The 13,789-nt window shown below is 63.1% G+C and carries 9 protein-coding genes; 8 read left to right on the top strand and 1 reads right to left on the bottom strand.

The genetic code is table 11. The features are described 5' to 3' along the window. The first annotated feature begins 82 nt into the window (after window positions 1-82). Window positions 83-2,569, top strand: a complete 2,487-nt coding sequence (locus AC07S4_RS07810; protein ID WP_494986100.1) for a TonB-dependent receptor plug domain-containing protein — start codon at window positions 83-85, stop codon at window positions 2,567-2,569. A 54-nt stretch (window positions 2,570-2,623) separates the two neighbouring features. Here AC07S4_RS07810 and AC07S4_RS07805 read toward each other — a convergent pair whose 3' ends face one another. Continuing rightward, window positions 2,624-3,082 (bottom strand): rhodanese-like domain-containing protein, encoded by a 459-nt coding sequence (locus AC07S4_RS07805; protein WP_494986099.1) that lies wholly within the window; start codon window positions 3,080-3,082, stop codon window positions 2,624-2,626. 281 nt (window positions 3,083-3,363) lie between these two features. Between AC07S4_RS07805 and glnA the strand changes: the two genes are divergently transcribed. The 7 genes from glnA (at window position 3,364) to AC07S4_RS07770 (ending at window position 13,767) form a co-directional block, all read left to right on the top strand. Next, window positions 3,364-4,779: a type I glutamate--ammonia ligase gene (gene glnA, locus AC07S4_RS07800; protein WP_161075543.1), complete on the top strand. Its 1,416-nt coding sequence runs from the start codon at window positions 3,364-3,366 to the stop codon at window positions 4,777-4,779. Between the two features lie 99 nt (window positions 4,780-4,878). Beyond that, entirely contained in the window at window positions 4,879-5,367 is a 489-nt protein-coding gene (locus AC07S4_RS07795) for a DUF4124 domain-containing protein (protein WP_494986098.1), read from the top strand. Window positions 5,368-5,410: 43 nt separating this feature from the next. Continuing rightward, window positions 5,411-6,520, top strand: coding sequence for a nitrogen regulation protein NR(II) (glnL, locus tag AC07S4_RS07790; protein WP_494986097.1), 1,110 nt, complete (start codon window positions 5,411-5,413; stop codon window positions 6,518-6,520). Window positions 6,521-6,588: 68 nt separating this feature from the next. Then, window positions 6,589-8,151, top strand: a complete 1,563-nt coding sequence (gene ntrC / locus AC07S4_RS07785) for a nitrogen regulation protein NR(I) (RefSeq protein ID WP_494986096.1) — start codon at window positions 6,589-6,591, stop codon at window positions 8,149-8,151. A gap of 53 nt (window positions 8,152-8,204) precedes the next feature. After that, window positions 8,205-9,179, top strand: a complete 975-nt coding sequence (locus tag AC07S4_RS07780; RefSeq protein ID WP_494986095.1) for a magnesium and cobalt transport protein CorA — start codon at window positions 8,205-8,207, stop codon at window positions 9,177-9,179. A 630-nt stretch (window positions 9,180-9,809) separates the two neighbouring features. Continuing rightward, a complete protein-coding gene (locus AC07S4_RS07775) occupies window positions 9,810-12,896 on the top strand; it encodes a TonB-dependent receptor (RefSeq protein WP_494986094.1) in 3,087 nt (1,028 codons plus the stop codon). 88 nt (window positions 12,897-12,984) lie between these two features. Continuing rightward, entirely contained in the window at window positions 12,985-13,767 is a 783-nt protein-coding gene (locus AC07S4_RS07770; protein ID WP_494986093.1) for a tetratricopeptide repeat protein, read from the top strand. The last annotated feature ends 22 nt before the right edge of the window (window positions 13,768-13,789 follow it).

Raw genomic sequence — 13,789 nt, 5'->3', positions numbered from 1 at the left:
GCTTGCATTTGTTTTGACTTTACTTTTTTGGCAAGGCGATACTAAGTAAAGCAAAAAAAATTCAACCACCTTAGGAGTTGCAATGCAGAGAAATCAAGTACTCGCAGTCGCCATCGCTTCGCTGTTCGCCTCCGGCCACGCCGCCGCGCAATCCGCACCAGCATCCTCCTCCCCGGCAGCAGACAACTCGGCCACCGTGGTCGTCACCGGCACCCGCGTGGCGAACCGCACCGCGCTCGACACCGCCTCGCCGGTCGACATCATCAGCGCCGACACCATCAAGAACACCGGCGTGGCCGAAATCGCCCAGGCGCTGTCGGTGGCGCTGCCGTCGCTGAACTTCCCTCGCCCCGGCCTGGCCGACGGCACCGACACCGTGCGTCCCGCCACGCTGCGCGGCCTGGCCCCGGACCAGACGCTGGTGCTGGTGAACTCCAAGCGCCGCCACACGTCCTCGCTGGTGAACCTGAACGGCACCATCGGACGCGGCTCCTCCTCGGTGGACATGAACACCATCCCGGTGGCCATGCTCAAGAATATTGAAGTGCTGCGCGACGGCGCCTCCGCCCAATACGGCTCGGACGCGATCGCCGGCGTGGTCAACCTGCGCCTGCGCACCGACAAGACCGGCGGCGAATTCACCGCCAGCTACGGCCAGCGCCGCACCGACTACGACTTCATCGCCGGCGCGCTGCCCACCGGCGCCACGTGGGGCACCGAGACCTCGCGCAAGCGCAACGACGGCGGCACCGCCACCGTCAGCGGCTGGAAAGGCTTCGAGCTGGGCGACAGCGGCTACCTGACCGTCGCCGCCGAATACAAGGACCAGGAGCACACCGAGCGCAGCGGCTACGACGTGCGCCAGCAATACCCGCTGGTGAACGGCGCCTTCGACCCGCGCGAGAAAACCATCAACCGCTTCAACGCCTGGTACGGCGAGCCTGAAATGAAGCAGTCCACCATCTTCGCCAACGCAGGCTACGCGCTGGAAGGCGGCGCCAAGCTGTATGGCTGGACCAGCTACCAGAAACGCGAAGCCAAGTCGGCCGGCTTCTTCCGCCGCGCGCTGCAGGACCAGAACATCATCTCCATCTACCCGGACGGCTTCCTGCCCATCATCGCGCCGGACGTGGACGACTACAGCGCCACCGGCGGCGTGACCTGGCAGGCCGGCGTGTGGGATATGGACGCGTCCATCGGCTACGGCAAGAACAAGATGCAGTACACCATCGAGAACACGCTGAACCGCTCCATCGGCCCGTCCAGCAAAACCGTGTTCGACGCGGGCGGCTTCTGGTACGACCAGCTGACGCTGAACCTGTCCGGCGTGCGCCAGTTCGACGCGGGCCTGGCCACGCCGGTGAATCTGGCGGTGGGCGCCGAGGTGCGGCGCGAAGGCTACAAGCTGTTTGCCGGCGAAGCCGATTCGTGGCGATACGGCGGCCAGGTGCTGGCCAACGGCACGCCTGCGCCTCCGGGCGCGCAGGTCTTCCCCGGCTTCCGTCCGGCCGACGAATCGGACAACAGCCGCAAGGCCTACAGCGCCTACGTGGACCTGGAAGCCAACCTGACCAAGCAGTTCCTCGGCTCGGTGGCCATCCGCGGCGAACACTTCTCCGACTTCGGCAACAGCGTGTCGGGCAAGCTGGCGGGCCGCTACGACTTCGTGCCGGAGTTCGCGCTGCGCGGCTCGGTGCAGAACGGCTTCCGCGCGCCGTCGCCGCAGCAGCAGTTCTTCACCTCGACCTCGACCAACTTCATCAACGGCGTGCCGTTCGAGATCACCACCTTCAAGCCTAGCCACCCGGCCGCCATCGCGCTTGGCGCCAAGCCGCTGGACGCGGAAAAGTCGGTCAACTTCTCGGTTGGCTCGGTGCTGCGCCTGGGCGCGGTGAACGTGACGGCGGACGCCTTCCACATCAAGATCAAGGACCGCATCGTGCTGTCCGAGAACCTGACGGCGACCAATGTGCGCGACTTCCTGACCAAGCAGGGCTTTATCGGCGTGGGCGGCGGGCGTTTCTTCATCAACGGCGTGGACACCACCACCAAGGGCATCGACATCGTCACCAGCTGGCCGGTGCAGACCAACGGCTACGGCAAGCTGGACTTCACGGTGGCGGGCAACTACACCAAGACCGACGTGACCAAGGTGCCGGTCACGGCCCAGCTGGCGGCGCTGTCGCCGGCGCCGGTGCTGTTCGACCGCGTCAACGTGCTGACCTTCACCGACGGCACGCCCAAGACCAAGTTCATCGGCAGCAGCACCTGGTCCTACGGCGCCTTCGGCGTGACGGCGCGCGCCACCCGCTACGGCAAGATCCTGGCGCCGGGCACCACCGCCGCGCTGGACTTCTGGATGAGCGCCAAGACGCTGGTGGACCTGGAAGGGCGCTACGCCATCACCAAGCAGCTGTCGCTGGCGGTGGGCGCGGACAACCTGTTCGACCAGTATCCGGACGCCTACCCGGCCGCGCTCAACACGACGGGTAACGCGCCGTATTCGAACTACTCGCCGTTCGGCCGTTCGGGACGCTTTGTGTACGCGCGCCTGAATTACAGCCTGTAAGTCGCGGGCCTGCAGGCGGGTTAGGCGCGCAGCGCCGTAACCCGCCGGTTCCGCCTAGGCGCCCAGCCAGGGCAGGCCGGCCTTGCACCAGCCGCCCACCTGCTTGCGGTGGCCTTCGGCGTCCTTGTCCCCTTCAAAGCCTTCCAGGATGTCGTAGCACTGCGTGTAGCCGTGCTCGGTCGCCAGCTTGGCGGCGTGGCGCGAGCGCACGCCGGAGCGGCACAGGAACAGCAGCACGTCGTCCTTCTTCGCCACCGCCCCCAGCTGCTCCAGGAATTGCGGATTCGGCACGCCGCCCGGATAGGTGCTCCATTGGACTGCACCATGCTGGGACTCCGGGATGGCCACCCGGCCCACCCAGTCGCGCTCGGCATTGGTGCGCACATCGATCAGTTTCACTGCGCTGTCCGCGCCCAGCAGCGCGTGCGCTTCGGCGGGCGTAACGGCGCCCGCGTAGGGCAGGGCGGCGTCGCGGCTGCGCGCCCGCTCGAGGATGTCGGCAATACTGCTCATGGCACATTTCCCACTTCTGCTGTCAATATTGCGTTTATTATAGTGCCCGATCGTCCATGGAAGTTTTTTGCACCATGCCGATGCATTTTTCCAAAATGCCAAAATTTCGCACCGTAGAGGTGCATAATTTTGGATATGCACCAACATTGTGCGCATAAGATTATGCGCAAAAGTAGTGCAAGAGGGAAAATCCTCTGGCACGCTTCCTGCTTTAAGGAATGACGAGTTTCAAGCCGCACGCAACAGCGTGGGCTGCCCCACTTTTTCACTAGGAGAGACGCATGGCACTGACCGCCGCAGATGTATTGAAAATGGTACAAGATAACGAAGTGAAATTCGTTGATTTCCGCTTTGCTGACACCCGCGGCAAAGAACAGCACGTCACCGTGCCTGTATCGCACTTCGATATCGACAAGTTCGAATCCGGTCACGCCTTCGATGGCTCCTCGATCGCCGGCTGGAAAGGCATCGAAGCATCCGACATGATCCTGCTGCCTGACCCAGCAACCGCGAACATTGATCCGTTCATGGAAGAGACCACCCTGTTCATGCAGTGCGACGTGATCGAACCGTCGGACGGCAAGGGCTACGACCGCGACCCGCGCTCCATCGCCAAGCGCGCTGAAGCCTACCTGAAGTCGTCGGGCCTGGGCGACACCGCCTACTTCGGTCCTGAGCCAGAGTTCTTCATCTTCGATTCCGTCAAATGGAAAATCGACATGTCGGGCGCCAAGGTGCAGATCGACTCCGACGAAGCTTCCTGGTCGACCGACAAGGACATCGAAGGCGGCAACAGCGGCCACCGTCCTACCGTCAAGGGCGGCTACTTCCCAGTGCCGCCAGTGGACTCCTTCCAGGACATGCGTTCGGAAATGTGCCTGATCCTGGAATCGCTGGGCATCCCGGTTGAAGTGCACCACCACGAAGTGGCCGGCGCCGGCCAGAACGAAATCGGCACCAAGTTCTCGACCCTGGTCGAGCGCGCCGACTGGACCCAGAACCTGAAATACGTGGTCTGGAACGTGGCCCACAGCTACGGCAAGACCGCCACCTTCATGCCTAAGCCTATCGTTGGCGACAACGGTTCCGGCATGCACGTGCACCAGTCGATCTGGAAAGACGGCAAAAACCTGTTCGCCGGCGACGGCTATGCAGGCCTGTCCGACTTCGCGCTGTACTACATCGGCGGCATCATCAAGCACGCCAAGGCGCTGAACGCGATCACCAACCCAGGCACCAACTCGTACAAGCGCCTGGTGCCAGGCTACGAAGCGCCTGTGAAACTGGCTTACTCGGCACGCAACCGTTCGGCTTCGATCCGTATTCCACACGTGGCCAATCCTAAAGGCCGCCGTATCGAAACCCGCTTCCCGGATCCACTGGCAAACCCATACCTGTGCTTCGCAGCACTGATGATGGCCGGCCTGGACGGCGTGCAGAACAAGATCCATCCAGGTGAAGCAGCATCGAAAGATCTGTACCATCTGCCACCGGAAGAAGACGCGCTGATCCCGACCGTCTGCGCTTCGCTGGAAGAAGCCCTGGATCACCTGAACAAGGACCGCGAGTTCCTGACCCGCGGCGGCGTGTTCACCGATTCGATGATCGATGCCTACATCGAACTGAAAATGACCGAAGTGACCCGCATGCGCATGACGACCCACCCGGTCGAATTCGACATGTACTACTCGCTGTAATAGGCGATGCAGCGCCGGCTCCGGCCGGCCTGCAACCAGACGCGAGGACAGCAGCTGCTCTCCTCGCGTTTTTTTTACCGGATGTTGTATAGTCGGGGCATGACTACCTGGAATTTTGCACCTATCGCATTGTTGTTCGCTACTGGATTAGCCTCGGCCCAGGGACAGATTTTCCTGTGCGTGGACGCCAGCGGCCACAAGGAACTGACCGACAGCCGCAAGCACGCCAACTGCAAGCCGCTGGATATCCCGGGCGCGATCCCGGCCCCTGCGCGCCGCGCCGAGGGCGCCGCCAAGCCGCGTGCGCCGGCGCCGGCCGCCACGCCTGGTGACTTCCCGCGCGTGGACAGCAGCGAGCAGAAGGCGCGCGACGCCGACCGCCGCCAGATCCTGCAGGAGGAGCTGAACGGCGAACTGGCCAAGCTGGCTGAGCTGCGCAAGGAGTTCAACGGCGGCGAGCCGGAGCGGCGCGGCGACGAGCGCAATTATGCGAAATACCAGGAGCGCGTGGCCAGCCTGAAGGACAGCATCAGCCGGTCCGAAAAGAACGTGGAAGCGCTGAAGCGCGAGATCCAGAATATCCGCTGATCCCGCTGCGGGCCGTTTCCGCACCATCCCCAAGGGGAGGCATATGAGCATCGTCACCAATATCGCCCGCGCGGCGGCCGCCCTGGCGCGCCCGCAATCGCTGGCCGGGCTGGAGCTGCTGGCGTCGGCCGTGATCCTGCTGGACGCCGAGGGCCTGATCACCTACGTCAACGCCGCCGCCGAGAACCTGCTGGAAAGCTCGGTCAAGGCGCTGTCGGGCCAGCGCTTCGCCGGCCTGTTCAGCAATCCCGACGAACTGGTCAACATCATCGCGCAGGCGCGCGCGCACAAGTTTTCCGACCTGCGGCAGGACCTGGCGCTCGAGCGCGCCGGCAAGGAGCCGCTGCAGGTGCACAGCATCGTGTCGGCGCTGGACGAGCCGCCCGGCGCGGTCCTGATCGAGCTGCGCGAGAACGTGCAGCAGCTCAAGCTGGACCGCGAGGAGCGCATCCTGGACCAGAGCCAGGTCAACAAGGAGCTGATACGCAACCTGGCGCACGAGATCAAGAATCCGCTGGGCGGCATACGCGGCGCGGCGCAGCTGCTGGAGATGGAGCTGCCGCCGCTGCACCTGGCCGAGCTGCGCGAGTACACCCAGGTCATCATCAAGGAGGCCGACCGCCTGCAGACGCTGGTGGACCGCCTGCTGGCGCCGCACCGCCGTCCGCACATCGTGGGCGACGTCAATATCCATGAAGTGTGCGAACGCGTGCGCAGCCTGATCCTGGCCGAGTTCCCGTCCGGCCTGGCGATACGGCGCGACTACGACGCCTCCATCCCCGAGTTCCGGGGCGACAAGGAGCAGCTGATCCAGACCGTGCTCAACATCGCGCACAACGCCGCCCAGGCGCTGTCGCAGCGCATCGAGCAGGGCGACGCCGAGCTGGTTTTGAAGACGCGGGTGGCGCGCCAGGTGACCCTGGCCAAGGTGCGCTACAACCTGGCATTAGATTTGCATATCATCGACAATGGACCGGGTATCGCACCCCAGATCCGCGACCGCATTTTCTACCCGCTGGTGTCGGGCCGGGAGGGCGGCAGCGGTTTGGGACTGACCTTGGCGCAGACCTTTGTGCAGCAGCACATGGGCGTGATCGAGTGCGAGAGCCGGCCTGGATATACGGACTTCAGGATCTTGCTGCCCCTGCCATAAGCGGGCGCGGCGCGATATTGGGGCCGGATCCCTTGATTGTTGATCCATCCGCGGGATACTGAGAACACATGAAGCCAATCTGGATAGTTGACGACGACGAATCGATCCGCTGGGTACTGGAAAAAGCCTTGGCCAGGGAAAGCCTGGCCACCAAGAGTTTTGCCAACGCGCGCGACGCCATCGCCGCGCTGGAGCACGAGACGCCGCAGGTGCTGGTGTCCGACATCCGCATGCCGGGTGACTCCGGCCTGGACCTGCTGCAGCTGGTCAAGTCGCGCCATCCCGGCCTGCCGGTCATTATCATCACAGCCTTCTCCGACCTGGACTCGGCGGTGGCGGCCTTCCAGGGCGGCGCCTTCGAATACCTGGCCAAGCCTTTCGACATCGACAAGGCCGTCGAGCTGATCCGCCGCGCGCTGGACGAGAGCCTGCGCGAGACCAGCGTGGAGTCCGGCCCGGCCGAGACGCCCGAGATCCTGGGCCAGGCCCCGGCCATGCAGGAGGTGTTCCGCGCCATCGGCCGCCTGTCGCAGTCGAACGTGACGGTGCTCATCACCGGCGAGTCCGGCACCGGCAAGGAGCTGGTGGCGCGCGCGCTGCACAAGCACAGCCCGCGCGCGGCCCAGCCCTTTATCGCGCTCAACACCGCCGCCATCCCGAAAGACCTGCTCGAGTCCGAGCTGTTCGGCCACGAGCGCGGCGCCTTCACCGGCGCCCAGACCACGCGGCGCGGCCGCTTCGAGCAGGCCGAGAACGGCACGCTGTTCCTGGACGAGATCGGCGACATGCCCTTCGATTTGCAGACCCGCTTGCTGCGCGTGCTGTCGGACGGCCATTTCTACCGCGTGGGCGGGCACCAGCCGCTGAAGGCCAATGTGCGCGTGATTACCGCCACGCACCAGAACCTGGAGCAGCGCGTGCGCGACGGCCTGTTCCGCGAAGACTTGTACCACCGCCTGAACGTGATCCGCCTGCGCCTGCCCAGTTTGAGGGAGCGCCGCGAGGACATCCCCATTTTGGTGCGGCACTTCCTGGTGCAGAGCGCCAAGCAGCTGGGCGTGGAGGCCAAGCGCATGAGCGACAGCGCGCTGGCCTTCCTGTGCAGCCTGGACCTGCCCGGCAATGTGCGCCAGCTGGAGAACCTGTGCAACTGGATCACCGTGATGGCGCCGGGACAGACCGTGGAGGTGAAGGACTTGCCGCTGGAGCTGACCCAGGAGCAGGCGGGCGGCAGCGCAGCCGCACCGGCCAGCCTGGCCGCGCCGGCCGGCGCGGCGCACGAGCACGGCGCCATGCAGCACCACGGCACGGTGCTGGCGCTGCCGGCCGAGCCGGCGGGCGGAGTGGGCGGTGGCGCGGCATCGTCCGGCGCTGGCCACGGCGGGCTGGCCGCCGCTGGCGCCGACAGCTGGCTGGGCCTGCTGGAGCTGCAGGCGGCCGGCATGCTGGCCAGCGGCCAGCAGGAGGTGATGGACGTGCTGGGACGGCAGTTCGAGTCGGCCCTGATACGCACGGCGCTGAAGTACACGCACGGCCGCAAGAACGACGCGGCGGTGCGCCTGGGCATAGGCCGCAACACCATCACGCGCAAGATCGCCGAACTGGGCATAGACGGCGCCAAGGACGATTAGCGGGGCCGCATTGGCCGTGCTAAGCTTCCGGCTTTGCCGCCGGAGCCGCCCCTATGCTGATCAATTGTGTTGCCTACCAGGATGGACGTAAGCTGGCCGACGTGCCCGTTCCCGCGATCAGCGACTACGTGGCGCGTGGCGACTGCTTCGTGTGGGTGGCGCTGCGCGAGGGCGACGCGGCCGAGCTGGCCGTCATGCAGGAGGAGTTCGGCCTGCATGAACTGGCCGTGGAGGACGCCAGCCGGGGCCACCAGCGCCCCAAGATCGAGGAATACGGCGATTCCCTGTTCGTGGTGGTCAAGACGGTGGAGCTCAGCCCGGACAATCCGGACGAGCTGGTGGTGGGCGAGGTCGACGTCTTCGTCGGCCCCAACTACGTGCTGTCGAACCGGCAGAACAGCAGCCAGGACCTGCTGGGCGTGCGCGCGCGCGCCGAGCGCGAACCGCAATTGCTCAAGCAAGGCCCGGCCTTCGTGCTGTACGCCATCATGGACGCCGTGGTGGACCGCTACTTCCCCATCGCGGACGCCATGGAGACTGAGCTGGAGCACATCGAGGAGCGCATCTTCGTGCAAAGCGCGCAGCGCGCCAACATCGTGCGGCTGTATGCGCTCAAGCGCAAGGCGCTGGCGCTGCGCCACGCGGTGGCGCCGCTGCTGGACGCGGTGGGCAAGTTGCACGGCGGCCGCGTGCCGGCCGTGTGCGCGGACTCCCAGGAATACTTCCGCGACGTGCACGACCACCTGCTGCGCATCAGCGCCACCCTCGACTCCATCCGGGACACCATCAGCACCGCGATCCAGGTGCACCTGTCCATGGTGGCCATCGACGACGGCGAGGTGAACAAGAAGCTGGCCGCCTATGCCGCCATTTTCGCCGTAATGACGGCTTTTGCCGGCATCTGGGGCATGAACTTCAAGCACATGCCGGAGCTCGATTCCCCCTACGGCTACCCGGCCGCCCTGGCCGTGATGGTGGCCACCTGCGTGTATTTGTACCGGCGCTTCCGCAAAGCCGGATGGCTATAGCCGCCAAAACGCGCCTTTCAAATCAATACCAGCCTCTGCGCCGCAGCGCAATATTTTGCTCCTTTAACCGCCATAGTAATCCGGCAGGGGCCCGCGCGGCTCTTGCCATGGTGTTTTTGAATAATTTTTTAATATCAATTTCCCTTCTTTTAGGACGGTTTTTGTGATTTTTAGCTACAAGATCGCCGTCTCTTTCCACCGCGAAATTCCACCTTTCCAGCACAGTTCACGTCAACCAAAAGTTACCCTGGTTACAAGTGCTGCTTATTTTTCAAGCAGTAAATCGGCCCGATGATATGTATTTTTCACCTATCTTCCCTCATAAAATGGCACTTTAATGGGGATTTGACGCACTAAATACGTGCCGCGCTGCACCATATGGTTGCACAACGTTGAGTAAAATGTAACTTGTGTTGTTTTTTGGAGTAACTGAAAGATTGCATGTTTGACAGTCTAGTTTTACATATGGTCGAATCTGTATCTAATCGCAGCGGAAGTTGGTCTAAATAAGGCCAATTGCGCTGCGATTGGAAGCGTCTCTTTTGCAAATAGTCGGGAACATATAATTAACAAAGCAACCAATGGCGCCTTAGCAAGGCACTACGTTAGCTTTTACCACTTAGGAAAAATATGCTGAAGAAAACAGTTTTGGTCCGTGCGCTGCAGCTGGCCTTCGCTGCCTCTGCTATGTCGGCTATCGTTACGCCGGCGGCCATGGCGCAGTCGAACGCCTCCGGTAACATCTACGGCAAGGTTGCCCCAGGCGCGGCGAATACCGTCGTGTTCAAAAATCTGGACACCAATCAAACCCGAACCACCGCAGTCGATGGCAGCGGCACGTTCTCCGTCTCGGCACTGCCTATCGGCCGCTACAGCGTCACCCTGATGAAGGGGACCACTGCCGGCGCGTCCGCCACCGTAGAGGTGCTGGCTGGCCAGGGTGCGGAAGCCGTGTTCGGCGCGGAAGCGCTGCAGGCCGTGCAAGTGACGGGCCGCCGCAACCGCATCGACATTTCGAGCGCCAACAACGGCGCCACGTTCACCTCGCGTGAACTGGCCAAACTGCCGATCGCGCAAAACGTGGACGCGATTATTCAGCTGGCGCCAAACACCACACGCGCCGACCCACGCTACGCAGGCGGCGCCAGCTTCGCAGGCGGCGGCGCTTCGGAGAATGCGTACTACATCAACGGCTTCCCTGTCACCAACCCGCTGACCCAGCTGGGCGCCTCGGAGCTGCCTTTCGGCGCTATCGCCCAGGCGCAGATCCTGACCGGCGGTTTCGGTGCTGAATTCGGGCGTTCGGTTGGCGGCGTGGTCAACGTCACCACCAAGAGCGGTACCAACAACTGGGAATTCGGCGCGATGGCCAGCATTGAGCCAAACAAGCTGCGTGCGGAACAGAGCGATCTGTACTTCGCCAACACCGGCCATTTCTCGACCGGAGCCAACGCTACCGATGGCACCGTCTACCGCTTCCGGCATGACAACAGCCGCACGCAGACCCGCTACGGCACCTACGTAGGCGGCCCGCTGATCCAGGACAAACTGTTCATGTTCCTGTCGGCCGAGACCACCCGCACCAATACCGACGGCACGGACGCCATCAACGGCATCCGCGTTGGCGGCGCACCGGCTGGCGGCTGGAACAACACCAAGCGCACGGTTGACCGCTACTTCGGCAAGTTCGACTGGAACATCACCGACAACCATCGCCTGGAACTGTCGCTGATCGGCGATACGCCGACCAACAAGACCACCAACTCCGGCTACGACCCTAAAAAGAACACGCATGACGGTGTGGTCGCGTCCAAGAAAGTTGAGAAAAACATCGCCGACAACGGCGCCGACGTCCAGATCCTGAAGTACACCGGCAACATTACCGACGACTTCACGGTGCAAGCCCTGTACGGCAAGTCGAAGTCTAAGCACATCAATGAGTTCGACGGCTACGATCCTAACCTGTTCGTTGCTTCGTTCACGCCGGAGAACATGGCTCCAGGCATCAACTACGTCAACAAGCAGACCATCACCAGCTCCACCGGCAACATTCTGCCGACCGGCGCAAAGGATAAGATCGAGTCGCTGCGTCTGGACTTGGAATACCGTCTGGGCACGCACAAGATTCGCTTCGGTCTGGACAAGAACAAGCTGAGTTCGAACAGCGCCGGTGAATCGGCAATCGGCGGCGGCACCTGGACCTATCTGCGCAATGCAGCTGATCCGATGGCTTCCTTCGACTTGGGCGGCGGCATCTCCAAAGGCCCGGGTACCAGCACCAGCCCCTTGGGCAAGCTGGGTTACTACGTGACCAAGAACCTGTTCACCGACGTGACCGATGCATATTCGAACCAGACCGCGCAGTACATCGAAGACGGCTGGCAGATCACCAAAAACCTGCTGGTCACCGCAGGCGTGCGCCGCGAAGGCTTCGACAACCAGAACGGCGACCACGTCAAGTACATCGAGCAGAAAAACCAGATCGCACCGCGCCTGAGCGCAGTGTGGGACATGAACGGCGACGCTTCGACGAAGGTGTTCGGTAGCGCTGGCCGTTACCACCTGCAGATTCCGACCCACCTGGCAGTGCGTGGCGCCGGCCGTTCCACCTTCACCGCACAGGCGTTTGCCTACACCGGCGTGGACGCCAACGGCGCCCCTACCGGCCTGACCCAACTGTCCGCCCCGGCTTCGAGCAACAACGAATACGGCCAGGCCAAGGAGCCGAAGACCCTGTCCGCAGTGGATCTGAAGCCAACCTACCAGGACGAAATCACGCTGGGCTTCGAGCGCGCGTACTCGCCTGACCTGAACTTCGGCGTGAAGGGCACCTTCCGCAAACTGGGTTCGACCATCGACGACTTCTGCGATGGCCGTCCGTTTGAGAAGTATGCTGCCGCGAACAAGATCGATACCTCGAACTGGTCCGGTTTCGGTTGCGCCAACTTCAACCCGGGCGAAGCCAATTCCTTCTACGTCGATTACAGCGGTTCGACCAACAACGGCGGCACCGCGAAGAACCTGACGCTGGTCAACCTGTCCGCAGCCGATCTGGGTTTCCCGAAAGCCGAGCGTAAATACCGCGCCCTGGACTTCTTCCTGGAGCATCCACTGCGTGGCGGCTGGTACGGCAAGGTGAACTACACCTGGTCGAAGAGCTCGGGTAACACCGAAGGCCAGACCCTGTCCGACGTGGGCCAGACCGACGTGGCTGCAACCCAGACCTGGGACTACAAGGAGCTGATGATCGGCGCCAACGGTCCGCTGGCCAATGACCGCCGTCACCAAGTGAAGGCATACGGCTTCTACGAAGTTGCGCAAGAGTGGACCGTGGGCGGCAATCTGCTGCTGGCTGCCGGCCGTCCACACAGCTGCGTTGGCCGCTTCCTGTTCGACGGCACCACGCCTAACTACAGCAACGGTCCACACTACTGCGGCGGTCTGACCGTTGCAACCAACGTACTGACCCCGCGCGGCGCCATGGGCAATCTGCCATGGGACAAGCGTCTGGACCTGAACCTGGTCTACCGTCCTAACATGGTCAAGGGCCTGTCGCTGAAGATGGACATCTTCAACGTCTTCAATGAACAGACCACCCAGGCTGTGGAAGAGCGCTGGAACAACGGCAACGGCCTGCGCAATACCTTCGAACGCGTGATCAGCACCACCGATCCACGCAGCGTGAAACTGACTGCCGAGTTCAACCACAAGTTCTGATAGAGCTCGTGCTTACTTAAAGCATGTCATACCGGACCCGCATCGCTTAGGCGATGCGGGTTTTTTTTACTTTACACAAGTAGGAGGCATGATGAAAAAACAGCTAGCGCTATGGATGTTGCTGCTGCTGTCGGCAGCGGTCCGTGCCGATGAGTTGGCGGATGGCGTGGCCGCATGGGACCGGCAGGACTATGCCAGCGCATTCCGCATCTTCAGCAAGCTGGCGCCGGCCGGCCAGCCGGACGCGCAGCTGATGCTGGGCGAAATGTATGGCTTCGGCGAGGGCGTACCCGAGAATATGGAACGGGCCGAGCACTGGCTCCGGCAGGCTCAGGCGCGCGGCAATGCCGATGCCGCCGCATCGCTGGCAACCATGCAGCTGCGCAGCAAGCGCAAGACGGAAATTGCCTACTTTGCCAGCACTTATGACGGCGCCGACGTCAAGTATGAGAAGTTCGGCTGCGTCGAGCCGGTGTTCCCTGAAAAATCGGTGCTGCAACCCGAAATTAAAGAACTCGCCGCCACGATGAAGACCTGGCGCGCGTGCTATGACCGCTTTGTGGCGAATCTGGATGCGTCGTTGCCGCCCGGCAAGGCGATTCCGGCCGACCTGGCCAAGCTGATGAGCGTGACCGAACTGCAGCAGGCGCGCGCCGGCATGAACAAGGTGTATGAAACCGTGGCGGCGGACGCCAGTGCGCGTGCCAGGAGGCTGATCGCCGCCAACGACGCCTGGGTCGAGGCGACGCGGGTCTACACGGTCGGCATGGCGCGTAAAACCGAGGACGATGCCCGTCAACGCCAGCGCGAGCTCGACGACACCACGCAACGCGCGCGCGCGGCGCTGGACGCCATGAAGGCTGGCCGCTAGCCCGGACGGCCGCCGTCCGGGC

It is taken from the genome of Pseudoduganella sp. GW821-FHT05F09 (genome assembly GCF_059419605.1).
This window is presented reverse-complemented; position numbering and strand designations above follow the sequence as displayed.

Bases quoted from the DNA above. Each gene is read 5' to 3' on its own strand.
- AC07S4_RS07810 (WP_494986100.1), top strand. From the start codon at position 83: ATGCAGAGAAATCAAGTACTCGCAGTCGCCATCGCTTCGCTGTTCGCC.
- AC07S4_RS07805 (WP_494986099.1), bottom strand. From the start codon at position 3,082: ATGAGCAGTATTGCCGACATCCTCGAGCGGGCGCGCAGCCGCGACGCC.
- glnA (WP_161075543.1), top strand. From the start codon at position 3,364: ATGGCACTGACCGCCGCAGATGTATTGAAAATGGTACAAGATAACGAA.
- AC07S4_RS07795 (WP_494986098.1), top strand. From the start codon at position 4,879: ATGACTACCTGGAATTTTGCACCTATCGCATTGTTGTTCGCTACTGGA.
- glnL (WP_494986097.1), top strand. From the start codon at position 5,411: ATGAGCATCGTCACCAATATCGCCCGCGCGGCGGCCGCCCTGGCGCGC.
- ntrC (WP_494986096.1), top strand. From the start codon at position 6,589: ATGAAGCCAATCTGGATAGTTGACGACGACGAATCGATCCGCTGGGTA.
- AC07S4_RS07780 (WP_494986095.1), top strand. From the start codon at position 8,205: ATGCTGATCAATTGTGTTGCCTACCAGGATGGACGTAAGCTGGCCGAC.
- AC07S4_RS07775 (WP_494986094.1), top strand. From the start codon at position 9,810: ATGCTGAAGAAAACAGTTTTGGTCCGTGCGCTGCAGCTGGCCTTCGCT.
- AC07S4_RS07770 (WP_494986093.1), top strand. From the start codon at position 12,985: ATGATGAAAAAACAGCTAGCGCTATGGATGTTGCTGCTGCTGTCGGCA.